Source organism: Actinomadura geliboluensis (assembly GCF_043197915.1).
Classification (GTDB): domain Bacteria; phylum Actinomycetota; class Actinomycetes; order Streptosporangiales; family Streptosporangiaceae; genus Spirillospora; species Spirillospora geliboluensis.
The window spans coordinates 295843-319845 of record NZ_JBICUA010000011.1 but is presented as its reverse complement, the minus strand read 5'-3'; the positions used below and the strand labels follow the sequence as shown (position 1 = coordinate 319845).

20 protein-coding genes are annotated in these 24003 nt (G+C 73.3%); 12 read left to right on the top strand and 8 right to left on the bottom strand.

Going from position 1 to position 24003, the window contains the following annotated elements:
* Nucleotides 1–116: 116 nt before the first annotated feature.
* Genes ACGFI1_RS32880 through tkt form a run of 3 tightly spaced genes read right to left on the bottom strand, consistent with a single transcriptional unit; the run spans nucleotide 117 to nucleotide 5021 of the window.
* Entirely contained in the window at nucleotides 117–1772 is a 1656-nt protein-coding gene (locus ACGFI1_RS32880) for a glucose-6-phosphate isomerase (protein WP_392791013.1), read from the bottom strand.
* On the bottom strand, nucleotides 1769–2884 hold the full coding sequence (tal, locus tag ACGFI1_RS32875) for a transaldolase (RefSeq protein ID WP_364553169.1): 1116 nt from the start codon (nucleotides 2882–2884) through the stop codon (nucleotides 1769–1771). Before tal ends, ACGFI1_RS32880 begins: the two co-directional genes overlap by 4 nt.
* 10 nt (nucleotides 2885–2894) lie before the next feature.
* Nucleotides 2895–5021 (bottom strand): transketolase, encoded by a 2127-nt coding sequence (tkt, locus tag ACGFI1_RS32870; protein WP_138638021.1) that lies wholly within the window; start codon nucleotides 5019–5021, stop codon nucleotides 2895–2897.
* Nucleotides 5022–5684: 663 nt separating this feature from the next.
* On the opposite strand from tkt, the gene ACGFI1_RS32865 reads away from it, so the two are divergent.
* The 3 genes from ACGFI1_RS32865 to ACGFI1_RS32855 all read left to right on the top strand — a co-directional run bounded on the left by ACGFI1_RS32865 (nucleotide 5685) and on the right by ACGFI1_RS32855 (nucleotide 8980).
* Nucleotides 5685–6629 (top strand): heme o synthase, encoded by a 945-nt coding sequence (locus ACGFI1_RS32865; RefSeq protein ID WP_138638031.1) that lies wholly within the window; start codon nucleotides 5685–5687, stop codon nucleotides 6627–6629.
* A gap of 74 nt (nucleotides 6630–6703) precedes the next feature.
* Entirely contained in the window at nucleotides 6704–7930 is a 1227-nt protein-coding gene (locus ACGFI1_RS32860; RefSeq protein ID WP_138638022.1) for a PrsW family intramembrane metalloprotease, read from the top strand.
* A 48-nt stretch (nucleotides 7931–7978) separates the two neighbouring features.
* Nucleotides 7979–8980 (top strand): COX15/CtaA family protein, encoded by a 1002-nt coding sequence (locus ACGFI1_RS32855; protein WP_240807901.1) that lies wholly within the window; start codon nucleotides 7979–7981, stop codon nucleotides 8978–8980.
* Nucleotides 8981–8992: 12 nt separating this feature from the next.
* Here the strand turns inward: ACGFI1_RS32855 and polX are convergent, their stop codons facing one another.
* From polX to ACGFI1_RS32830, 5 genes are read right to left on the bottom strand one after another with little or no spacing between them, the layout of a single operon-like run.
* Nucleotides 8993–10714, bottom strand: a complete 1722-nt coding sequence (gene polX, locus ACGFI1_RS32850; RefSeq protein WP_392791010.1) for a DNA polymerase/3'-5' exonuclease PolX — start codon at nucleotides 10712–10714, stop codon at nucleotides 8993–8995.
* Between the two features lie 50 nt (nucleotides 10715–10764).
* Nucleotides 10765–11619, bottom strand: a complete 855-nt coding sequence (gene prcB / locus ACGFI1_RS32845; protein WP_392791008.1) for a proteasome subunit beta — start codon at nucleotides 11617–11619, stop codon at nucleotides 10765–10767.
* A 57-nt stretch (nucleotides 11620–11676) separates the two neighbouring features.
* Nucleotides 11677–12624 carry an EamA family transporter gene (locus ACGFI1_RS32840; protein WP_138638026.1) on the bottom strand — a complete coding sequence of 316 codons (948 nt, stop codon included), beginning with the start codon at nucleotides 12622–12624 and terminating at the stop codon, nucleotides 11677–11679.
* 3 nt (nucleotides 12625–12627) lie between these two features.
* Nucleotides 12628–13398 carry an ABC transporter permease gene (locus ACGFI1_RS32835; protein WP_138638027.1) on the bottom strand — a complete coding sequence of 257 codons (771 nt, stop codon included), beginning with the start codon at nucleotides 13396–13398 and terminating at the stop codon, nucleotides 12628–12630.
* On the bottom strand, nucleotides 13395–14345 hold the full coding sequence (locus tag ACGFI1_RS32830; protein WP_138638028.1) for an ABC transporter ATP-binding protein: 951 nt from the start codon (nucleotides 14343–14345) through the stop codon (nucleotides 13395–13397). The genes ACGFI1_RS32835 and ACGFI1_RS32830 overlap by 4 nt, the downstream gene beginning before the upstream one ends.
* A 198-nt stretch (nucleotides 14346–14543) precedes the next feature.
* Between ACGFI1_RS32830 and ACGFI1_RS32825 the strand changes: the two genes are divergently transcribed.
* From ACGFI1_RS32825 to ACGFI1_RS32785, 9 genes are all read left to right on the top strand, one after another.
* Nucleotides 14544–15782 (top strand): arginine deiminase, encoded by a 1239-nt coding sequence (locus ACGFI1_RS32825; RefSeq protein ID WP_386865391.1) that lies wholly within the window; start codon nucleotides 14544–14546, stop codon nucleotides 15780–15782.
* A gap of 50 nt (nucleotides 15783–15832) precedes the next feature.
* Nucleotides 15833–16846 carry an ornithine carbamoyltransferase gene (gene argF / locus ACGFI1_RS32820; RefSeq protein WP_392791005.1) on the top strand — a complete coding sequence of 338 codons (1014 nt, stop codon included), beginning with the start codon at nucleotides 15833–15835 and terminating at the stop codon, nucleotides 16844–16846.
* Nucleotides 16847–16856: 10 nt separating this feature from the next.
* Nucleotides 16857–17792, top strand: a complete 936-nt coding sequence (gene arcC / locus ACGFI1_RS32815; RefSeq protein ID WP_392791002.1) for a carbamate kinase — start codon at nucleotides 16857–16859, stop codon at nucleotides 17790–17792.
* 67 nt (nucleotides 17793–17859) lie between these two features.
* Nucleotides 17860–19326 (top strand): amino acid permease, encoded by a 1467-nt coding sequence (locus tag ACGFI1_RS32810; RefSeq protein ID WP_392791000.1) that lies wholly within the window; start codon nucleotides 17860–17862, stop codon nucleotides 19324–19326.
* The gene (locus ACGFI1_RS32805; protein ID WP_138638565.1) at nucleotides 19326–20273 is read left to right on the top strand and encodes a universal stress protein; all 948 of its coding nucleotides are present in this window, start codon (nucleotides 19326–19328) and stop codon (nucleotides 20271–20273) included. The genes ACGFI1_RS32810 and ACGFI1_RS32805 overlap by 1 nt, the downstream gene beginning before the upstream one ends.
* A 131-nt stretch (nucleotides 20274–20404) precedes the next feature.
* Nucleotides 20405–21106, top strand: a complete 702-nt coding sequence (locus ACGFI1_RS32800) for a helix-turn-helix transcriptional regulator (RefSeq protein ID WP_138638569.1) — start codon at nucleotides 20405–20407, stop codon at nucleotides 21104–21106.
* Complete coding sequence (sufB, locus tag ACGFI1_RS32795) at nucleotides 21087–22547, top strand: Fe-S cluster assembly protein SufB (RefSeq protein WP_449202377.1); 1461 nt, start codon at nucleotides 21087–21089, stop codon at nucleotides 22545–22547. Before ACGFI1_RS32800 ends, sufB begins: the two co-directional genes overlap by 20 nt.
* Nucleotides 22547–23686 (top strand): Fe-S cluster assembly protein SufD, encoded by a 1140-nt coding sequence (gene sufD, locus ACGFI1_RS32790; protein ID WP_392790998.1) that lies wholly within the window; start codon nucleotides 22547–22549, stop codon nucleotides 23684–23686. Before sufB ends, sufD begins: the two co-directional genes overlap by 1 nt.
* A complete protein-coding gene (locus ACGFI1_RS32785; RefSeq protein WP_392790995.1) occupies nucleotides 23683–23997 on the top strand; it encodes a non-heme iron oxygenase ferredoxin subunit in 315 nt (104 codons plus the stop codon). Before sufD ends, ACGFI1_RS32785 begins: the two co-directional genes overlap by 4 nt.
* The last annotated feature ends 6 nt before the right edge of the window (nucleotides 23998–24003 follow it).

Here is a 24003-nt window from a genome sequence, read left to right as displayed (position 1 = left end):
ATCGTTTCAGGAGAGAACGGGCATTCGCGACCATCTCCATCGATCTTCTTTGTCGCGTCCCGGATTCGCGTCGTCGCCCTGCGTCCCGGCGGGCGTGCGGCGCGGGCGCCGGGCCGTCAGCCGAGCGCGGCGGCGAGCTGCGCGAGGCCCTCGGCCCGGTCCCGCAGGTGCAGCCGGACGGCCGGGCGGCCGAGCGCGCGCAGCACCCGCAGGTCGCCGAACGCCTGCGCGAGCTGCAGCTCGCCCAGCGTGTACGGCTTGCCCGGCACCGGCACGTCGGTCGTGACCGCCCCGGTGATCTGCAGGAACGCCCCGTTCAGCGGCCCGCCCTTGTGGTACTGGCCGGCCGTGTGCAGGTAGCGCGGCCCCCAGCCGAACGTGACCGGCGCGGGGGACCGGCGGACCTCGGCGCCCCGCGCGGCCAGCAGCGGCCGCAGCGCGGCCGCCACCGCGTCGCCGCGGCGGTCCAGGTAGGCCAGGACCGCGAGGTAGCCGCCGCCCGGGACGTCCGCGAGGACGGTCTCCAGCGCCTCGGTGAGCGTCTTGGCGCCGCGCAGCGCGTCCTCGGGGGCGTGCACCTCGACCGCGCCCTCGACCAGCTCCGGCGGCCGCCGCACCACCGTCGGCGCGGTGCCCTCCTCCGACCGCAGCAGCGCGGCCGTGCTCTCCCGCGACTGGGCCACGTCCGGCTCGCCGAACGGGTCCACCCCGATCACCCGCGCCGCGACCGCGACCGCGTACTCCCACAGCAGGAACTGCGCGCCGAGCGGGCCCGCGACGCTCACCCCCGCCTCGCGGCCGGGGCCCGGCTCGTCCGGGCGGCGGCCCAGGATGACCCGCCGCAGGTCGCCGGCCAGCGCGAAGCCGGGCGCGTCGACGCCCTCCACCACGACCGGCAGCAGCCCCTTGCCGTCCTTGCCGAGCGCGCCGCCGACCAGCTGCTCCGCCCACCCGGCGAGGCCGTCCAGGCCGGAGCCGTGGTCGGCGATCACCAGCTTGTCGCGGACGCCCAGCGCCGACGAGCCGAGCGCCGCGCCGAGCGCCAGCGCCGGATTGTCGTAGGGCTGCCGCAGCGTGGCGGCGAGCCCGGACGCCTCCTCCAGCAGGGCGTCGGCGTCCGCGCCCGCGAGCACCGCCGGGACCAGCGAGCGGGCGCCGAGCGCCCCGAACCGGTCGTCGACATCGGGTTCGGCCGGGACGAGGTGGTGGCCGACGTCCGCGGCCGCGCGCGCGAGGGCGGAGCCCCCCTCGGCCACGACCACGAACCGGCGCGCCAGCTCCGCGCCCTTCAGCCCGGCCTCGGCGAACGCCCGCCCGAACACGCGCCGCAGCGACTCGGCCTCGACGCTCTCGCCGACCACGACGACGAGCGTCCGGTCCAGGCCGGCCGCCAGCACGCCCCCCACCTCGTGCGGGTCGGTGGTGTCGAGGACGGTCAGCTCGACGCCGGCCGTGCGGCACATCGCCTCGGCGGCCAGCGCCGTCCCCCCGGCGGCGGCCAGCACGATCCGGTCGAGCCCGGCGGCGCGGGCGTCGCCCGCCGGCTCGGCCAGCCGGTCCGCCGCCGACCGCGAGGTCTCCGGCAGGTCCAGCCAGCCGAGCCGGCGGGCGGCGAGCGGGGCCGCGTCCGGCCCCCACAGCTTGGCGCTCCGGGACGCGAGCGAGCCCGGCACGCCGTCGGAGACGAGACGGTCCAGGACCGTCTCGCCCTCGTCGACGACGGCGCCGCGGATGGTGACCGAGATCCCCCCGGCGGTCACCACCGAGGTCACGCGCCGGCCCTCTTGGACTCCAGCTCGCCGGTGATGGAGTCGAGCATGCCCTTCCACGAGGCCGCGAACTTCTCCACGCCCTCGTCCTCCAGGACCCGCACGACGTCGTCGTAGTCCACGCCGACCGCCTTCAGCGCCGCCATGTGCGCGCGGGCGTCGTCGTAGGTGCCGCGGACGGTGTCGCCGCGGACCTGGCCGTGGTCGGCCTCGGCCACGAGCGTCGCCTCCGGCATCGTGTTGACGGTGCCGGGCGCGACCAGCTCGTCGACGTACAGCGTGTCGTTGAGGTTCGGGTCCTTCACGCCGGTGGAGGCCCACAGCGGCCGCTGGGGACGGGCCCCCGCGTCCTTCAGCGCCTTCCACCGGTCGGTGGCGAACTTCTCCTCGTACAGCGCGTACGCGAGCCGGGCGTTGGCGAGCCCCGCCTTGGAGCGCAGCCCCTTCGCCTCGTCCGAGCCGATCTTGTCGAGCCGCTTGTCGATCTCGGTGTCCACCCGGCTGACGAAGAACGACGCCACCGACGCCAGCTTCGACAGGTCGTGGCCGTTGTCGCGGGCCCGCTCCAGGCCGGCGAAGAACGCGTCGATGACCTCGCCGTAGCGCTCCAGCGAGAAGATCAGCGTCACGTTCACGCTGATGCCCTGCGCCAGCGTCTCGGTGATCGCGGCCAGGCCCTCCCGCGTCGCGGGGATCTTGATGAACAGGTTGGGCCGGTCCACCAGCCACCACAGCATCCGCGCCTCGGCGACCGTCTTGGCCGTCTCGCGGGCCAGCCGCGGGTCGACCTCGATCGACACGCGGCCGTCGACGCCGTCGGTCCGGTCGTAGACCGGGCGCAGCACGTCGCAGCCCCAGCGGATGTCGTAGGTGGTGATCGCGCGGGACGCCTCCTCGACGTCCACGCCCAGCGCCGCGAGGTCGCGGACCTGGTCGTCGTAGGCGGTGCCCTTGCTCAGCGCCTTGGCGAAGATCGTCGGGTTGGAGGTGACGCCCACGACGTGGCTGTCCTTGACCAGCTCGGCCAGGTTGCCCGTCCGCAGCCGGTCCCGGCTGATGTCGTCCAGCCAGATCGACACGCCCTCGTCCGAGAGCTCCTTCAGGATGTCGCTCATCGCTCTCCTCCTAGTTGCCGGTGGTCTCGCCGCGCCCGGCGCCGTGCACGCCGGCCTTGATCAGGCTCGCCTTGGCCGCCGCGACGACCCGCTCGGCGGTGATGCCGAACTGCAGGAACAGCGTCTTGTAGTCGGCGGACGCGCCGAAGTGCTCCAGGCTCACCGACTCGCCCGCGTCGCCGACGTAGCCGCGCCAGCCGAGCGCGACGCCCGCCTCGACGGACACGCGCGCCTTCACCCCGGGCGGGAGGACCTCCTGCCGGTAGGCGTCGGTCTGCTGCTCGAACCACTCCACGCACGGCATCGACACCACGCGGGTCGGGGTGCCCTCGGCCTGCAGCGCCGTGCGCGCCTCCAGGGCGAGCTGCACCTCGCTGCCGGTCGCGATGATGACGACCTCGGGCTGCCCGCCGTCGGCGTCGGCCAGCACGTAGCCGCCCTTGGCCGCACCCTCCGCGGACGCCAGCTCGCCGCCGCGCTCCAGCGTCGGCAGCTTCTGCCGGGTCAGCGCCAGGCCCGCCGGGCGGTCGGTGTGCTGGAGGATCGTCCGCCACGCGACCGCGGTCTCGTTGGCGTCGGCGGGCCGGACCACGTCCAGGCCGGGGATGGCCCGCAGCGCCCACAGGTGCTCGACCGGCTGGTGCGTCGGGCCGTCCTCGCCGAGGCCGATCGAGTCGTGCGTCCACACGTAGGTGACCGGCAGCTTCATCAGCGCCGCCAGCCGGACGGCCGGGCGCATGTAGTCGCTGAAGATCAGGAACGTGCCGCCGTAGGGGCGGGTGCCGCCGTGCAGCGCGATGCCGTTGCAGATCGCGCCCATCGCGTGCTCGCGGACGCCGAAGTGCAGCGTGCGGCCGTAGCGGTGGCCGGGGAACTCCTTGGTCTGGAACTCCTCGGGGATGAAGGACGGCTCGCCCTTCATCGTGGTGTTGTTGCTCTCGGCGAGGTCGGCCGAGCCGCCCCACAGCTCCGGCAGCACCGGCGCCAGCGACGCCAGGATCTCGCCGGACGCGGCGCGGGTCGCGATGTCCTTGCCCGCCTCGAACGCCGGCAGCGCCTCCTCCCAGCCGGGCGGCAGCGTGCGCGAGGAGATCCGGTCGAACTCGGCGGCGCGGGCGGGGTTCGCCGACCGCCACGCGCCGAAGGCCTCGTTCCAGGCGGCGTGGTCGGCGCGGCCCCGCTCGCACACCTGCCGGGCGTGCGCCAGCACGTCCTCGGGGACCTGGAAGGTCTCCGCCGGGTCCAGGCCGAGGATCCGCTTGGTCGCGGCGACCTCGTCGGCGCCGAGCGCCGAACCGTGGATCTTGCCGGTGTTCTTCTTGTTGGGCGCCGGCCAGCCGATGATCGTGCGCAGCGCGATGAACGACGGGCGGGCCGTCTCCGCCTTCGCCGCGGCGAACGCCGCCGCGAGCGCGGCCACGTTCTCCTCGTAGTCGCCGTTCTCGGTCCAGTCGACGCGGTGGACGTCCCAGCCGTAGGCCGCGTACCGGGCCTGCACGTCCTCCGACAGCGCGATCGCGGTGTCGTCCTCGATGGAGATCTTGTTGTCGTCGTAGAGCAGCACGAGGTTGCCGAGGCGCTGGTGGCCCGCGAGGGCGGACGCCTCGTGGCTGATGCCCTCCTCGATGTCGCCGTCCGACGCGAACGCCCAGATGGTGTGGTCGAACGGGGAGGTGCCCTCGGGGGCGTCCGGGTCGAACAGGCCGCGCTCGCGGCGCGCCGCCATCGCCATGCCGACCGCGTTCGCGATGCCCTGCCCGAGCGGCCCCGTGGTGGTCTCCACCCCGGCGGTGTGCCCGTGCTCCGGGTGCCCGGGGGTGAGGCTGCCCCACTTGCGCAGCGCCTTCAGGTCGTCCAGCGTCATCGGGTAGCCCGACAGGTACAGCTGGATGTAGAGAGTAAGGCTGGAGTGGCCGCAGGAGAGCACGAACCTGTCGCGGCCGGCCCAGTGCGGGTCCGTCGGGTCGTGCCGGAGGAAGCGCTGGAAAAGAAGGTAGGCGGCGGGCGCGAGGCTCATCGCCGTCCCGGGGTGGCCCGAGCCCGCCTCCTCGACCGCGTCCATGGCGAGGGCGCGGATCACGTCCACCGCGCGCCGGTCCTTGTCGGACCACTCAAACGTGCTGTTGTCCCTGCTCACGGAACGCCAGGCTCCTCTCGAACCGGTGTCAAGATGACTCTGTAATGTTGTGCGCCACAGCCCCGTGCCGCCCGGCCGCGGCCTCCGGTGGCCGTAACGCCCGGCGACCCGGCGCGCTTCCCCCTGCCCCGTTCCGCCGCCGGTCCGCGGCGGGCGAAGATCATGCCGCGCCCCAGGCGAGCCTATCGCGCGGGAGGGCCGCCGCAGGCGGGGACGGGACGCGCCGGGGGGCGCGCGCGTCCGGGTCCCGGACCGCGCGGCGCCTTCATGCACCCTTGCCCGGACGCCCCTGGGACTAACCCCCCGCACGGGGGATCCCGAGGGTGATCCCGGACGCTTCCGGACGGGCGTGCGCGGCCCTCCGCCGACACGTCCGGCGGCCCGTCCGCGGGCACGTCCGCGGGCTCGCCGCCAGGGCCGGACGATCATGGCCCGGCGCGTCCGGCGACCCGGTGCACGACCCCCGGAGGGGTCGGACTACAGTGATGGCGCGGCCGACGGAAAGCGGCCGCCGCAACAAGACCAGCCGAAGTCGCATCAACCGGAGGCCGGCCCGGAACGCGGGGGCACCGCCGAGGTGGACCGATTTCTCATCCCTAGTTGGACGTGGACCCGATTGTGACGGTGCTCAGTAGCAAGCGCGGGGTCGAGCTCGACGAGCGGGTGCCGGGGGCGCTCGCGCCGGCCCTCGTGCCGGACCCCGCCGAAAGCGCCGCCCGCCGCACGGTGGGGGCGAGCGTGCGCGCCTACGTGGCGCTCACGAAGCCACGCGTCATCGAACTGCTGTTGATCACCACGATCCCGGTGATGTTCCTCGCGGCCGGCGGCGTCCCGCCGCTGTCCACCGTGCTGCTCACGCTGGCGTTCGGAACGATGTCCGCCGGGTCCGCCAACGCGATCAACTGCTACATCGACCGCGACATCGACGCCAAGATGCGCCGCACCCGGCGCCGCCCGCTGGCCCGCCACCAGGTCACCCCGGCGCGCGCTCTGATCTTCGGGGTGACGCTGGCCGTGCTGTCCACGGCCGGGTTCCTGCTGACGGTCAACCCGGTCGCCGCGGCCGGATCGCTGTTCGCGATCCTGTTCTACGTCTTCGTGTACTCGCTGCTGCTCAAGCGGCGCACCTCGCAGAACGTCGTGTGGGGCGGCATCGCCGGGTGCATGCCCGTCCTCATCGGCTGGGCCGCGATCACCGGGTCCGTCGCCTGGACGCCGTTCGTGCTGTTCATGGTGGTGTTCCTGTGGACGCCGCCGCACACGTGGACGCTCGCGATGCGCTACCGCGAGGACTACGCCGTCGCCAAGGTCCCGATGCTGCCGGTCGTCGCGTCCGAGCGCCGCGTCGTCACCGAGAGCCTCGCCTACACCTACGCCACCGTCGCGGCCTCGCTGGCGCTGTGGCCGGTCGCCGCGATGAGCCCGGTGTACGGGGCCGTCGCCGTCGTGCTCGGCCTGGTGTTCCTCGCCGAGGGCCACCGGCTGCTGAAGGCGGTGCGCGCCGGCGTCACCGGCGTCCACCTGCGGCCGATGCGCTTCTTCCACCTGTCGAACGTGTACCTGGCGCTGCTGTTCACCGCCGTCGCGGTCGACCCGCTGCTGCACTGACGCTCCCGGGGCGGTCACACCGCGTGGCCGTCCCGGCTTAGCGCTTCGCCCCCACCTGCCGTTACCCTCACGACATGGCGCGCATGGACCCGAAGGCGGTGCTCGACGGCCGGGTGCCCGGCCGTCCCCCGGTCGGCCTCATCGTCGGCCTGACCGTGTCCGGGCTCTGCATCCTGGTCGCGTTCGGCGCCGACGCCGCGTTCGGCGGGGCGGGCTTCTGGGTCGGCGTGCTGCTCGCCATCCTGCCGATCCCGGTGCTGGTCGCCCTCGCGCTCACCCTCGACCGGCTGGAGCCCGAGCCCCCGCGCGCGCTCGTGTTCTCGTTCATGTGGGGCGCCGGGATCGCGGTGCTCGGCGCGCTCGTCCTCAACACCGCCGGGCTGCTGTACGTCACCGTGCCCATCTTCGGCGAGACCGAGGGCCACTTCGTCAGCGCCACCTTCGGCGCGCCGATCATCGAGGAGACGCTGAAGGGCGCCGTCCTGTTCGGGCTGCTCTGGTTCCGCCGCAACGAGATCGACGGGTTCGCCGACGGCATCATCTACGCCGCCATGGTCGGCCTCGGCTTCGCCATGATGGAGAACATCACCTACTACATGCGGGCGTTCGAGGACGGCGGCGCCCAGCAGCTCCAGGCGGTGTTCGTCCTGCGCGGCCTCATCGCGCCGCTCAGCCACCCGCTGTTCACCTCCATGACCGGCCTCGGCGTCGCCTACGCCGCCACCCACCGGCGCGGCCAGCTCGCCGCGCCGCTGCTCGGGCTGCTCGGCGCGATGGTCCTGCACGGCCTGTGGAACGGCGCCGCCGGCGCGTTCGGCCTCGCCGGGCTCGGCATCGTCTACCTGCTGGACTTCGGCGTCCTGGTGACGCTGATCGTCATCGTCTTCGTCGAGCGGCGCGGCACCGTCCGCCGCATCGAGACCTACCTGCCGCGGTACGCCGGGACGGGCCTCGTGACACCGCAGGACGTGCGGATGCTGCGCTCCATCCCGTCCCGCCGGGCCGCCCGCCGGTGGGCCCGGTCCGTCGGCGGCCCGCCCGCCGGCCGCGCCATGACCGACTACCAGCTCGCCGCGACCGAGCTGGCGCTGCTGCACAAGCGCGCCGACCGGGGGGTTGCCGACGAGCGCTGGTTCGTCACCCGCCGCGACGCGCTGCTGGAGCTGATGTCGCTGGCCAGGCAGGCGTTCCTGCGCACCCCGCCGCGCGCCGGGGCGAACTGGCCCGCGGGCCCGCCGTGGGCGGCGCAGGGGCCGTCGGGGTTCCTGCCGCCGCGCCCGCCCGGCCCCTACGGCACGTAACCGGGGGGCGGGTCAAGACCGCCGGGACCCGGCCATACGATGGGGGCCGTGGCAGAGCGACCGTCGTCCAACCTCCTGAACCGGACCTGGAACGCCGTCTGGCGTCCGACCCCCGGATCGCTGCGGCTGCTCGCGCTGCTCGGCATCCTCGGCAACGTGCTGATCGTCGTCAGCGGCGGGGCCGTGCGGGTCACCGAGTCCGGGCTCGGCTGCCCCGAGTGGCCGCGCTGCAGCGGCGACAGCCTCGTCCCCACGCACAACCCCGAGCACCACTGGCTGAACATGTCGATCGAGTTCGGCAACCGGCTGATCACCTTCGTGGTGCTCGGCGTCGGCATCCTGGTGTTCGTCGCGGCGCTGCGGCTCGTGCCGCGCCGCAAGGACCTGGTGTGGTGGGCGCTCGCGCAGCCGATGAGCGTGGTCGCGCAGGCCGTCATCGGCGGCATCGTCGTCCTCACCGAGCTGCACCCGGCGGCCGTGTCGCTGCACTTCCTCGTCTCGCCCGCCCTGCTGGTGTTCTGCGTCGGGCTGTGGATCCGCGCCGGCGAGGGCGACGCGCCGCCGCGCCGGCTCACCGGGCCGTGGACGCGCGGCCTCGCCGCCGTGCTGCTGGTCTCGTGCGCCGCCGTGCTCGTCGCCGGCACCGTCGTCACCGGCACCGGCCCCCACGCGGGCGACGCCGAGTCCCGCCGCTACGGCTTCGACATCACCGACGTCGCCCGCATCCACGGCGAGCTGGCCTGGCTCACCATCGCGCTGACGGCGGCCGTCGCCATCGCCCTCTACCGCGCCGGCGGCCCCGGCCTGCGGAGCGCGCGCCTGCGGGCGCTGGAGCTCGCGGGCCTCATCGTCGTCCAGGGCGCGATCGGCTACACCCAGTACTTCCTCGGCGTCCCCGCCGGGCTGGTGCTCCTGCACATGCTCGGCGCGGTGCTGATGTGGATCGCGGCGTTCCGCCTCTTCTTCGCCCTCCGCGACCGCGGCCCCGTCCCCGCCGCGGCGCCCGCCCCGGCCGCCGTCCGGCCCGCGGAGACCCCGCAGCCCGCCTGACCTCCCGCGCCCCTACGGCTTCTTGGCGAGGAACTCGCGGAGGCGGGCCAGCGGCCAGGTGTTGATGACGTCGTCGGGGGTCAGCCAGCCGCGCTGGGCGGTGCCGATCCCGTAGCGGATGTTGCGGTGGTGCGCGAGGGAGTGCGCGTCGGTGTCGACGGAGAACTTCACGCCGAACCGCTTCGCGCGGCGGATCAGGTCGGCGGGCAGGTCGAGCCGGTCGGGGAACGAGTCGATCTCCATGGCGGTGCCGGTGCGGGCGGCGGCCCGGAACACCTCGTCCCAGTCGGCGTCCACCGGCGGGCGGCGGCCGATGCTGCGCGCGGTCGGGTGGCCGATCACGTGCACGTGCGGGTTCTCGCAGGCGCGGACGAGCCGCCGGGTCATGGCCGCCTGGTCCTGGGTGAAGTGGGAGTGGATCGAGGCGACGCACACGTCGAAGCCGGACAGGAAGTCGGCGTCCCAGTCGACGCCGCCGTCGGGGTCGATGTTGAGCTCGGTGCCGTGCAGCAGGACCAGGTCGCCGTAGCGCTTCTGGAGTTCGGCGACCTCGGCGCGCTGGGCGAGCATCTTCTCGTCCGTCATGCGCTGCATCACCAGGTTCGGGGCGTGGTCGGTGATCGCGTAGTACTCCAGGCCGCGGGCGTGCGCGGCGGCGACCATGTCGGCCAGGGAGGCGATGCCGTCGGTCAGGTCGGTGTGGCTGTGCAGGTCGCCGCGCAGGTCGTCGGCGGTGACGAGGCGGGGCAGCTCGTCCTTCAGGGCGGCCTCGATCTCGCCGGTGTCCTCGCGGAGGGCGGGGTGCACCCACGGCAGGCCGAGGCGCTCGTAGACCTCCTCCTCGGTCTCCGACACGATCAGCTCGTCGGTCTCCGCGTCGAACAGGCCGTACTCCGACAGCTTGAGGCCCGCCTTCACGGCGATCTCGCGGGTGCGGATGTTGTGCGCCTGCGAACCGGTGAAGTACTGCAGCGCGGCGCCCCACGACTCGGGCGGGACGACGCGCAGGTCGACCTGCAGCCCCTTGGCGGTGCGGATCGAGGTCTTCTTGTCGCCGCTCGCGATGACCTCCGCCACGAACGGCAGCGCGGTGAACGCCGCCATGATCGGGCGCGGGTCGCGGGACGCGGCGAGCACGTCGACGTCGCCGATCGTCTCGCGCATCCGGCGCAGCGACCCGGCGTGCGCGCAGCGCTCCACCTGGGGCAGTTCCGACAGCGCGGCGGTGATCTCGTCGGCGACGGCCGCGGCGGCGTCGACCAGGACGCGCTCCCCGGAGCTGCGCAGCAGCTCGATGCCGCGCAGGATGTTCTCCTCGGTCTTGGCGCCGAAGCCCTTGAGGCCGCGCAGCCGCCCCTCGCCGATGGCGGCGGCGAGCTCGTCCACCGAGGAGATGCCGAGCTCCTCGTAGACGGCGAGGGCCTTCTTCGGGCCGAGCGTGGGGATGGCGGTGAGCGCGCGGACCCCGGCCGGGATCTGGGCGCGCAGCTCCTCCACCTGCCGGATCGTGCCGGTGGTGGTGTAGTCGAGGACCTTCTTGGCGATCGCCTCGCCCACGGTCGGGATCTTGCGCAGCCCGGCCAGGTCGAGGCCGGCGATGTCGTCGGGGTACCCGGCGATCGCCCGCGCCGCCTTCTCGTACGCCCTGATCTTGAAGGCGTCACCGCCGGTGATGGACAGCAGGTCGGCCAGCTCCTGGATGAGCGCGGCGGCCTCGTCGTTAGCGCGTGCCATACGGCCGAGTCTAGGCGGGGGGTACGACGTTTCCCGTGCTCGGCCGGTGGTCAGCGCAGCGGCGCGGTGGGCCCGCCGGGGCTGTCCATCCGGCCGCGGACGACCTCGTCGGCGATCGCGGAGACCTCGTCCTCGGGCAGGCGGCGGTAGCCGTCCTCGGTGACGACCGCGACCGTCGGGTAGATCCGCCGGGACGGGTCGGGCCCGCCGGTGGCGGTGTCGTCGTCGGCCGCGTCGTACAGGGCCTGGACGCACACGGTGGCGGCGTCCTCCAGGGACAGGTCGCGCCGGTACAGCTTCTTCAGCGCGCCGAGCGCGTAGGGGGAGCCGGACCCGTCCGCGTGGAAGTCGCGGGCCTCCTGCGGGGCGCCGGTGATGTCGTAGGTGTAGATGCGGCTCTCGGCCGTGTCGGGGTCGTAGCCCGCGAACAGCGGCACGACGGCGAGGCCCTGCAGCGCCTGCGCGAGGTTGGCCTGGATGACGGCGCCCAGCCGGCGGGCCTTGCCCGGCAGCGACAGCGGGACGGTCTCCATCTTCTCGTAGTGCTCCAGCTCGACCTGGAACAGGCGGACCATCTCCAGCGCCAGCCCGACCGTCCCGGCGAACGCGACGGCGGAGTACTCGTCGGCGCGCTGGACCTTGTCCAGCTCCCGGTAGGCGATGCGGTGGCCCTGCGTGGCGCGCCGGTCGCCGGCCATCATGACGCCGCCGGGGAACTCCAGCGCGAGGACGGTGGTGCCGTGCGGCAGCTCCGGCGCGTCGCCCTCCGGCACCCGGTTGACCGGGAGCAGCTCGGGGGAGTGGACGCGCAGGAAGTCGACGAACGACGCCGAGCCCGCCTCGAAGAACTCCGGCGGGATGCCCTGGTCCTCGGTCCGGCCGATCACGGCGGCTCCTCTCCGCATGCTGGACGACCCGTTACGCCTTGATCTTTCCACCCTGCCACATGAGCCCGCCACCGCTCAGGCTTCGGGAGCCTCCGGCGGATCCTTCTGGCCGCGGGTGGCCCCGGCGCAGGCGGCGATGACGCAGCCGACCGCGACCCACTGCCGGCCGGACAGGACCTCGCCGAGCACCACCAGCCCGACGAGCGCCGCGACGGCGGGCTCCATGCTCATCAGGATCCCGAAGACGCGCGCCGGCACCCGGCGCAGCGCCTCCAGCTCCAGCGAGTACGGGATCACCGACGACAGCAGCCCCACGCCGAGCCCGATCAGCAGCAGCGTCGGGTCGAGCAGGGCGCCGCCGCCCGCGGCGACCCCGGCCGCGATGCCGCCCGGCAGCATCACCAGCGTGCCGATGATGCTCGCCAGGGCCAGCCCGGTGGTGCCGGGGATGCGCCGCCCGGTGGCGGCGGTGAGCAGGATGTAGGCGGCCCAGCCGACGGCGGCGAGCAGCGCGAACCCGATGCCGACGAGGTCCAGGTCGCCGCCGCCCCGGGCGAGCATGACCACGCCCGCGGCGGCGAGCACCACCCACACCAGGTCGCGGGGGCGGCGGGAGCCGGCGATCGCGACCGACAGCGGGCCGAGGAACTCGATCGTCACCGCCACGCCCAGCGGGATCCGCGACAGCGACTGGTAGAACGCGAAGTTCATCCCGGCGAGGGAGGCGCCGTAGCCGGCGACGACCGCGAGGCTCCGCCACGAGTGCTCGCGCAGCACCGGCAGCAGCGCCCGGCGGGCCAGGAACCCCAGCACGAGCGCCGAGGCCAGCAGCCGGATCGCCACCACCGACGTCGGCGGCAGCCGGTCGAACAGGTGCTTGGCCAGGCCCGCGCCGACCTGCACGGACACGATGCCGAGCAGGATCAGCGCGGGCGGCGGCACCGACGCCGGCGACAGCGCGCGGATGCGGCCCGGTGCGCGGCTCGCGCCGCCGAACGAGCCGGGCGCCTCAGCGAGTGCCAACGATCACTCCCAGCGGAAGAAGCGGGCGGCGAGGGCGAGTCCGGCGACGGCCCACACCGCGAGGACGAGCAGGGGTTGCGCGGGGAGCGCGGCGCCGTCCCGCAGGACGTCGCGCAGCCCGCCCGCCAGCGCCGAGATCGGCAGCAGCTCCAGGGCGTCGCGCACCGGGCCGGGGAACTTCTCGAGCGGGAACACCACGCCGCCGACGGCCAGCAGCAGGATGTACACCAGGTTCGCGGCGGCGAGGGTGGCCTCGGCGCGCAGCGTTCCGGCCATGAGCAGCCCGAACCCGGAGAACGCGGCGGTGCCGAGCAGCAGCAGGACGACCACCGAGCCGGGGTCGCCGTGCGGGTGCCAGCCGAGCGCCAGCGCGACCGCGCAGATCACCGCGGCCTGCACCGCCTCGACGGCGAGCACGCTGGCGGTCTTGGCGGCGATGAGCCCGCCGCGCGGCAGCGGGGTGGCGCCGAGCCGCTTGAGGACGCCGTAGCGCCGCTCGAACCCGGTCCCGATCGCCTGCCCGGTGAACGCCGTGGACATCACCGCGAGCGCGAGGATGCCGGGGGTGAGGAAGTCGACGCGGCGGCCGGCGCCGAGGTCCAGCAGGGAGGTGGCGCTGAACAGCACGAGCAGCACCACCGGGATGATCAGCGTCAGCAGCAGCTGCTCGCCGTTGCGCAGCACGGTGCGGAACTCGTAGCGGGCCTGGGACACGACCATCCGCGGCAGCGGGACGGCCCCCGGCGCGGGGGAGAGGTCGAGCGGGGCGGTCATGCGCGCAGCTCCCGTCCGGTCAGTTCGAGGAAGACGTCCTCCAGGGTGCGGCGCTCGATCCGCAGGTCCTCGGTGAGGACGCCGTGCGAGGCGCACCAGGCGGTGACGGTGGCGAGCAGCTCCGGCCGCACGTCCGCCTCGATCAGGTAGTGCCCGGCGGGCGACTCCTTGGCGGCGCTCCCGGCGGGCAGCGCCGCGAGCAGCTCGTCGAGGCCGAGGCCGGGCCGGGCGCGGAACCGCAGCTGCCGCTCGGCGCCGGTCAGCACCTCGGGGGCGCCCTCGGCGACGACCTTGCCGTGGTCGACGATGACGACGTGGTCGGAGAGGCGCTCGGCCTCCTCCATGTTGTGGGTGGTGAGGACCACCGACACCCCGGCGGCGCGCAGGTCGCCGATCAGCTCCCAGGTGGCGTGCCTGGCCTGCGGGTCGAGGCCGGTGGTCGGCTCGTCCAGGAAGACCAGCTCGGGGCGCCCGACGATGGCGACGGCCAGGGACAGCCGCTGCTGCTGCCCGCCCGACATGCGGCGGAACGGGGTGCGGGCGTGCTCGGTGAGGCCGAGCCGCTCCAGCAGCGCGGCGGGGGCGAGCGGCGTCGCGTGGAACGAGGCGACCAGCTCCAGGAACTCCCCGGCGCGGGCCGTGCCCGGCACGCCGCCCGACTGCGGCATCACCCCGACCCGCGGCTTCAGCGCCCGGGCGTCGGCGGCCGGGTCGAGCCCGAGGACGCGGACGGTGCCCGCGTCGGCCCGCCGGAACCCCTCGCAGATCTCGATCGTGGTGGTCTTGCCCGCGCCGTTCGGGCCGAGCAGCGCGGTCACCGCGCCCCGCGCGGCGCTGAACGACAGCCCGTCCACGGCCCGCCGCTCCCGGCCGGCCGTCCCGTAGCGCTTCACGAGCGAGCGCAGCTCGACAGCGCTGTGCCGGCCGCCGCCTCCGGGGGGTGTCATGCCGACGAGTCTAGGTCTGCGGCCGGGCAGCTTCGCGCCGGGCCCCGGCGCCGGACCGGGTGAAGGTCGGGTAAAGCCTCCGGGTCGGAGCCGGCCGAGTTTCGCGGGCCCGAGCGCGGGAATTGCGGTCGTACCGCCGGGCCGGCCCCGGCGGGCAGGGGGCGCGCGGCGACGCGGCCGCGCTCGGCGGAGGTGGGGATGTTTCACGTTGACTCGGAGGCCGGCCGGCTCCGGGAGGTCCTGCTGCACCGGCCCGAGCTGTCGCTGAAGCGGCTCACCCCGTCCAACGCGGCGGGGCTGCTGTTCGACGACGTGCTGTGGGTGCGGCGCGCGGTGGAGGAGCACGCGGAGTTCGAGGACGTCCTGCGGGCGGAGGGCGTCCGCACGCACCTGCTGATCGACCTGCTGCGCGAGACGATCGGGATCCCCGAGGCGCGCAAGCACATCCTGGACGCCGTCGTCGACCCGCACTGGTTCGGCCCGCTCGCCACCGACGCGATCCGCAACTGCTTCGACGCGATGGACGTCCACGAGCTGGGCTCCTACCTCATCGGCGGCATCACCAAGCGGGAGATGCTGGAGCGGATGCCCGAGCCCGCGTCCATCGCGTTCCACTCCATCCCGATGGACGGGTTCATCCTGCCGCCGCTGCCGAACCACCTGTTCACCCGCGACACCTCCTGCTGGATCTACGACGGCGTCTCGATCAACACCATGCGCAAGAAGGCGCGGATGCGCGAGACGGTGAACATGGAGGCCGTCTACCGCTGGCACCCGCTGTTCGCCGCCGGCTACGGCCGGCCCGCCGAGGGCGGCTTCCACGTGTGGAGCAGCGGGACGGCGATGGCCCCGGCGACGCTGGAGGGCGGCGACGTCCTGGTGATCGGGAACGGCGCCGTGCTGGTCGGGATGAGCGAGCGGACGCAGCCGCAGGCCGTCGAGATGCTCGCGCAGTCGCTGTTCGCCGCCGGGTCCTGCACCCGGATCGTCGCGCTGCGGATGCCGCACAAGCGGGCGTTCATGCACCTGGACACCGTCATGACGATGGTCGACCACGGCGTGTTCACCGCCTACGCGGGGATGGGCATGCTGCCGTCGCACACCGTCGAGCCCGGCGACACCGAGAAGGAACTGAAGATCACCGATCACCCGGCGGAGGACATGTACCGGGCGATCGCCGCCGCGCTCGGCCTGGACGACATCAAGGTGATCACCCCGACGCAGGACGTGTTCTCCGCCGAGCGCGAGCAGTGGGACGACGGCGCCAACGTCCTCGCCGTCGCGCCCGGCGTCGTCGTCGCCTACGAGCGCAACGCGACGAGCAACAACGAGCTGAGCCGCCACGGGATCCGGGTCATCACGATCCGCGGCAGCGAGCTCGGCCGGGGCCGCGGCGGCCCGCGCTGCATGACCTGCCCGCTCGTCCGGGACGCCTGACGACCACCTTCCGCGGCACCGCCCGCGGCACGACCCTCGGGAGACCGGACATGGCGCTCGACCTGCGCGGCCGCAGCCTGATCAGGGAGCTCGACCTCACGCCGGCGGAGTTCGGGTCCCTGCTCGGCCTCGCCGCGGAGCTGAAGGCCGCCAAGCGCGCCGGTACCGAGACCCCCGCGCTGACCGGCCGGAACATCGCGCTGATCTTCGAGAAGACGTCGACCCGGACGCGCTGCGCGTTCGAGGTCGCCGCGCACGACCAGGGCGCCCACGTCACCTACCTCGACCCCAGCGGCTCCCAGATCGGCCACAAGGAGTCGATGAAGGACACCGCCCGCGTCCTGGGGCGGATGTACGACGGCATCGAGTACCGGGGGGCCAGCCAGAGGCTCGTCGAAGAACTCGCCGAGTACGCGGGCGTGCCCGTGTGGAACGGCCTGACCGACGAGTGGCACCCCACGCAGATGCTCGCCGACATGCTCACCATGCGCGAGCACAGTGACAAGCCCTTGCAGGACGTCACCTACGCCTACCTGGGCGACGCGCGCAACAACATGGGCCACAGCTACGTGGCCGCGGGCGCCCTGCTCGGCATGAACGTGCGGATCGTCGCGCCGCGCACCCTGTGGCCGGACGAGGAGACGGTCGTCCGGCCGTCCATGGCGGTGGCGGCCGGGACGGGGGCGGAGATCATCCTCACCGAGGACGTCGCCGAGGGCGTCAGGGGCGCCGACTTCGTCCTCACCGACGTGTGGGTGTCGATGGGCGAGCCCAAGGAGGTGTGGGACGAGCGCATCGCGCTGCTCACGCCCTACCAGGTGAACGCCGGGGTCATGCGGGCCACCGGCAACCCCGGTGCCAAGTTCATGCACTGCCTCCCCGCCTTCCACAACAGGGAGACCGCGGTGGGCGAGGAGATCTACCGGAAGACCGGCCTGGAGGCGCTGGAGGTCACCGAGGAGGTGTTCGAGTCCGCCGCCTCCATCGTCTTCGACGAGGCCGAGAACCGGATGCACACCATCAAGGCGGTCATGGTCGCGACGCTCGGGGGGCCGGGCGGGTGAGGGGGAGCGGATGCGCGTGGTCGTCGCGCTCGGGGGGAACGCGCTGGTGCGGCGGGGGGAGACGCCCGACGCCGCGCCGCAGCGCGCCAACGTGGACCGCGCGGTGCGGTCGCTGGCGCCGCTCGCCCGCACGCACGAGCTGATCGTCACGCACGGGAACGGGCCGCAGGTCGGGGTGCTGGCGCTGGAGAGCGTCAACGACCCGAGCCTGACCCGGCCGTACCCGCTGGACACGATCGGCGCCGAGACCCAGGGGATGATCGGCTACTGGATGCTGCAGGCGCTGCAGAACGCGCTGCCGGGCCGGCAGGTCGTCGCGATGATCAACCAGACGCTGGTGTCGGCGGTGGACCCCGCGTTCGCGGATCCGACGAAGTTCGTCGGGCAGGTCTACGACCGGGACGAGGCCGAGAAGCTCGCCGCCGAGTACGGCTGGACGGTCCGCCAGGACGGGGACGGCTGGCGCCGCGTGGTGCCGTCGCCGCGTCCGCAGCGGGTGATCGAGACGCGGCTGATCAGGGAGCTGGTGCGGCTCGGGACGGTGGTGGTCTGCGCGGGCGGCGGCGGCGTGCCGGTGTTCCGCAACGACGTGGGGCGGCTGGAGGGCGTCGAGGCGGTGATCGACAAGGACCTCACGGCGTCCGTCCTCGCCGAGAGCATGGACGCCGACGCGCTGCTGATCCTGACCGACGTGCCCCGGGTGATGCGCGGCTACGGCACGCCGGAGCAGGAGGAGATCACCCACACCACCCCGTACGAGCTGCGCGCCGAGGACTTCCCCGCCGGGTCGATGGGCCCCAAGGTGGCGGCGGCGGTGAGCTTCGTCGAGCGGACCGGCGACATGGCCGCGATCGGGCTGCTGGACCAGTGCGTGGAGATCCTGGAGGGCACCGCGGGCACGATCGTCACGCCGAACGCCACCTGGCCCCTGGAGAGCACCCTGTGACGGACGAGCACGCTGTGACGGACGAGCACGCCGTGACGGACGAGCACGCCGTAACCGGGGGGCGCCCGTGACGGCCGGGACGGCGCCGGAGACCTCGTTCGTCCGCAGCCTGCTGCGCACCAAGCCCGTCGACCGGATCGTGGCCGAGGGCGGGCAGGGCGAGGGCGGCGAGCTGAAGCGCACGATGAGCCTGCTCCAGCTCACCTTCTTCAGCGTCGGCGCGACCCTCGGCACCGGCATCTTCGTCGTCCTCGGCGAGGCGGTGCCGCTGGCCGGACCGGCCGTCGTGCTGTCGTTCGTGCTCGCCGCCGTCACCGCGCTGTTCTCCGCCCTGTCGTACGCGGAGCTGGCCGGGACGATCCCGGTGTCCGGCTCGTCCTACTCCTACTCCTACGCCACGCTCGGCGAGCTGGTCGCGTGGGTCTGCGGCTGGTGCCTGCTGCTGGAGTACGCGGTGTCGGTGTCGGCCGTCGCGGTCGGCTGGGGCTCCTACCTCAACGCGTTCTTCGACGCTGCGTTCGGGTTCACGATCCCCGCCGAGATCAGCAACCCGCCGGGGGACGGCGGTCTCGTCAACATCCCCGCCGTCGTCGTGGTGCTGCTCGCCACGCTGCTGCTGCTGCGCGGCACCTCCGAGAGCGCCACCGCCAACACGGTCATGGTGTTCCTCAAGATCGCCGTGCTGCTGTTCTTCTGCGCGGTGGCCTTCACCGCGTTCAATGCGGGGAACCTGAGCGCGTTCGCGCCCATGGGCTGGGCCGGGATCAGCGCCGCCGGCGGCAAGGTGTTCTTCTCCTACATCGGCTTCGACGCCGCCTCCACCGCCGGCGAGGAGGCCAAGAACCCGCGCCGCGACCTGCCGCTCGCGATCGTCCTGTCGCTGGTGATCGTCACGGTCCTCTACGTGCTGGTCGGGCTCGCCGCCGTCGCGGCGATGCACTGGGACAAGTTCGCGATCAGCGGCGCCGAGGCGTCCCTCGCCGAGGTGCTGGACGTGGCGACCGGGCGGTCCTGGCCGTCGATGATCCTCGCGCTCGGCGCGGTGATCGCGATCGCCAGCGTCGTCCTCACCGTCATGTACGGGCAGACCCGCATCCTGTTCGCGATGTCGCGGGACGGGCTCGTCCCGGACGTCTTCCAGAGGGTCAGCCCCGGCCGCCGGGTCCCCGTCGCCAACACCGTGATCGTGGCGCTGTTCATCGGGATCCTCGCGGCGGCGGTCCCGCTCGGCCGGCTCGTCGACGCCACCAGCATCGGGACGCTGTTCGCGTTCGCGCTGGTCAGCGTCGGCGTCATCGTGCTGCGCCGCACCCGGCCCGACCTGCCGCGCAGCTTCCGGACCCCGCTGTTCCCGGTGACGCCGCTGCTCGGCGTCGGGTTCTGCGTGTACCTGATGGTGGGCCTCGGCGGGGTGACGTGGACGGTGTTCGCCCTCTGGTGCGCCGTCGGGCTGGCCGCCTACTTCCTGTACGGGCGCCGCCATTCCCGCCTGGCGGCCGGACCACCTCGCGACCCCGCCCGGAAGGGGCTCTGATGAACGCTCCCGAGAACGCCGCCGACGGCATGCGGGTGCTGGTCGGCTACGCGCCCGACGAGCGCGGCGACGACGCGCTGGCGCTCGCGGCGCTGCTCGTCCGGACCATGAGGGCGCCGCTGACGGCCGTGCACGTGCACCCGCCGCCGTGGCCCACGCCGGGGCCGGGCGCGGTGGACGCCGAATGGGTCGCCTACCTCAAGGGCCAGGCGGACGAGGCCCTCGAAGCGGCCCTGGCGCGGCTGGCGGAGCTCGGCGTCCCGCGGCGGGACGTCACCCCGCGCGTCCAGGCCCACCGGGGCAGCGGCCGCGGCCTCATCGAGGTCGCCAAGGACGTCGGCGCCGACCTGATCGTGGCGGGCTCGGCGCCGCGCGGACGGCGCGGCCGGGTCGCCGTCGGCAGCACCGCCGACCAGCTGCTGCACGGCTCGCCCGTCCCGGTCATGCTGGCGCCGCGCGGCTACGCGGCGCACCCGCCGCGGCGGTTCTCGCGGATGACGGTCGCCTACTGGCGGCGCCGGGACGCCGAGGGGCCGCTGTCGGCGGCCGCAGCGTTCGCCGAGCGGCTGGACGTGGAGCTGCGGCTGCTGACCCTCGTGCTGCGGCCGCCCGGTCTCGCGGCCCGGTTCCAGGTGCCCGGCGGCGTCCTGGACCGCCAGCTCGCCCAGGCCGAGGAGGACCTGCGCTACGCCGCCGGGCTGTTCGGCGGCGGGACGCCGGTGGAGCGGCGCACGGCCATCGGGACCGACATCGCCAAGACGCTCGGCACCGTCGATATGCTGCACGGCGAGGTCCTCGCCTGCCTGTCCGGCCATGACGGGCCGCTGCGCAAGGTCTTCCTCGGGGAGAGCTCCGGCAAGATCCTGCGGGCCGCGCCGTGCCCGGTGCTGCTGCTGCCGCGCGGGGCCGCCGCGCCGAGCCGCGACGAGAAACCGCAGGTTAGGTAAGGCTTACCTGCGTGAGCTACGACATCGGCGTTCCGGTGTTTCGGGGGAAGTAATTACGGCACACTGATGTTGTGAAATACGTGAGCGAGGATCAGACGAACGCACGGACCGCCCCCGCGCGGCGTTCCGGCGTGCCGTCGTCCGCCGGTCACACCGAGCGCGACACGCGCGCCCGGGTGGCCCGGTTGATCCTTGAGCACGGCCCGGTCACGGCGTCCACGCTGGGCGAACGCGTCGGCCTCACGCCGGCCGCGATCCGCCGGCACCTGGACGCGCTGCTGGCCGAGGGCATGATCGAGGTCCGCAAGGCGCGGGTGCCGCAGACCCGGCGCGGGCGGGGCCGCCCCGCCAAGTGGTTCGCCATCACCGACGCCGGGCGCAGCGCCTTCGTGCACGCCTACGACGACCTGGCGACCAGCGCGCTGCGGTTCATCGCCGACACGGCGGGCGAGCACGCGGTCGCCGAGTTCGCCCGGCGGCAGATCGCCGACCTGGAGCGGCGCTACCGCCCCGTCGTGCAGGACGCGCCGCCCCAGCAGCGGGTCCGCACGCTCGCCGAGGCGCTGTCGGGCGACGGCTACGCGGCCGCCGCCGCGAAGGCGCCCCAGCCGGGCGGCGGCGAGCAGCTGTGCCAGCACCACTGCCCGGTCGCGCACGTCGCCGCGGAGTTCCCGCAGCTGTGCGAGGCCGAGACCGAGGCGTTCAGCCGGCTGCTCGGCACCCCCGTGCAGCGGCTGGCCACGATCGCCCACGGCGACGGGATCTGCACCACCCACGTCAGCCCGGTGGACCTGTGCGCCGACCGGGCCCGGGATGACGACGGCGCGACGTGACGAACAAATCACTCTTTGGAGTTGTTCTATGACTACGGCAGCCCACCCCGAACTCGAGGGGCTGGACAGGTACAAGTTCGGCTGGGCCGACTCCGACGAGGCCGGCGCCTCGGCGCGACGCGGCCTGAACGAGGACGTCGTCCGCGACATCTCGGGCAAGAAGGACGAGCCCGAGTGGATGCTCGACCTCCGCCTCAAGGGGCTGCGGCTGTTCAGCAAGAAGCCGATGCCCACCTGGGGCTCGGACCTGTCGGACATCGACTTCGACAACATCAAGTACTTCGTGCGCTCCACCGAGCAGCAGGCCGCGTCCTGGGAGGAACTGCCCGAGGACATCAAGAACACCTACGACAAGCTCGGCATCCCCGAGGCCGAGAAGCAGCGCCTCATCGCCGGCGTCGCCGCGCAGTACGAGTCGGAGGTCGTCTACCACAAGATCCGCGAGGACCTTGAGGAGAAGGGCGTCATCTTCGTCGACACCGACACCGGCCTGCGCGAGCACCCGGAGATCTTCCAGGAGTACTTCGGCTCGGTGATCCCCGTCGGCGACAACAAGTTCGCCGCGCTGAACACCGCCGTGTGGTCGGGCGGCTCGTTCATCTACGTCCCGCCGGGCGTGCACGTCGAGATCCCGCTGCAGGCCTACTTCCGGATCAACACCGAGAACATGGGCCAGTTCGAGCGGACGCTGATCATCGCCGACGAGGGCTCCTACGTCCACTACGTCGAGGGCTGCACCGCCCCGATCTACAAGTCGGACTCGCTGCACTCGGCCGTCGTGGAGATCGTCGTGAAGAAGGACGCCCGCGTCCGCTACACGACCATCCAGAACTGGTCCAACAACGTCTACAACCTGGTGACCAAGCGCGCCGTCGCCTACGAGGGCGCCACCATGGAGTGGGTCGACGGCAACATCGGCTCCAAGGTCACCATGAAGTACCCGGCCGTCTACCTGCTCGGCGAGCACGCCAAGGGCGAGACCCTGTCGATCGCGTTCGCCGGCGAGGACCAGCACCAGGACGCCGGCGCCAAGATGGTGCACGCCGCGCCGAACACCTCCAGCAGCATCATCTCCAAGTCGGTGGCGCGCGGCGGGGGCCGCACGTCCTACCGCGGGCTGGTGCAGATCCAGGAGGGCGCCGAGCACAGCAAGTCCACCGTCAAGTGCGACGCGCTGCTGGTCGACCAGATCAGCCGGTCCGACACCTACCCCTACGTCGACGTCCGCGAGGACGACGTGGAGATGGGCCACGAGGCCACCGTCTCCAAGGTGTCGGAGCAGCAGCTGTTCTACCTGATGAGCCGCGGTCTCACCGAGGACGAGGCGATGGCGATGATCGTGCGCGGGTTCGTCGAGCCCATCGCGCGGGAGCTGCCGATGGAGTACGCCCTCGAGCTGAACCGGCTCATCGAGCTGCAGATGGAAGGAGCCGTCGGCTGATGGGGCTCGACACCAAGCCTCTCTCGACGCTGCACGAGAAGGCGTCCTACGACGTCGCCGACTTCGAGGTCCCGACGGGCCGCGAGGAGGAGTGGCGGTTCACCCCGCTGCGCCGCCTGCGCGGCCTGCACAAGGGCACCGCCGAGGAGGGCGGCAAGGTCGTGACGGAGGCCGAGGCGGCCCCCGAGGTCACGGTGGAGACCGTCGGCCGCGACGACCCGCGGGTCGGCAAGTCCTACGTGCCCGCCGACCGGGTCAGCGCCCAGGCGTGGAACTCCTTCACCGAGGCCACCGTCGTGACCGTCCCGAAGGAGGCCGTCGCCTCGGCGCCGACCGTCCTGCGGCGGCGCGGCGAGGACGGCTCCGGCGCCGCCTACGGGCACACCACCGTGATCGTGGAGCCGTTCGCCGAGGCGACCGTGGTCCTCACCCACCGCGGCCCGGCGACCTACGCCGACAATGTCGAGTTCGTCGTCGGCGACGGCGCCCGCCTCTCGGTGATCAGCCTGCAGGACTGGGCCGACGGCGCGGTGCACGTGTCGCACCAGCACGCCCGGCTCGACCGCGACGCCCGGTTCGTCTCGCACAACATCTCGCTCGGCGGCGACGTCGTGCGGATCTCGCCGTCGGTCGCCTACGACGGGCCCGGCGGCGACGCCGAGCTGTACGGCGTCTACTTCGTGGACGGCGGCCAGCACCTGGAGCACCGCCTCCTCGTCGACCACACCGTGCCGCACTGCCGCAGCCGCGTCGACTACCGCGGCGCCCTGCAGGACCAGGACGCGCACGCCGTCTGGATCGGCGACGTGATCATCCGCGCGGAGGCGGAGGGCACCGACACCTACGAGCTGAACCGCAACCTCGTCCTCACCGACGGGACGCGGGTCGACTCGGTGCCGAACCTGGAGATCCTCACCGGCGAGGTCGCGGGCGCGGGGCACGCCTCGGCGTCCGGCCGGCTGGACGACGAGCACCTGTTCTACCTGCAGGCGCGCGGCATCACCTTCGACGACGCGCGGCGCATGGTCGTGCGGGGCTTCCTCGGCCAGCTCGTCGACCGCATCGAGGTCGCCGAGGTCCGCGACAAGGTCCGCGAGGCCATCGAGGAGGAGCTGGACGTCAGGGCGGGTGAGCGATGACGTTCGTGAAGGTGTGCGCGCTGGAGGAGGTCCCGGCCGACGGGGCCCTCGGCGTCGAGGTCGACGACACGCCGGTCGCGATCGTGCGCAGCGGCGAGGACGTCTACGCGCTGAACGACATCTGCTCGCACGCCGAGGTCTCGCTCTCCGAGGGCGAGGTCTACGACGGCACCATCGAGTGCTGGCTGCACGGGTCCTGCTTCGACCTGCGCAGCGGCAAGCCCACCAACCCGCCGGCCACGCAGCCGGTCGCCACCTACAAGGTCAAGGTCGAGGGCGGGGACGTCTACGTCTCGCTCGCCGACGACTGACCCCAC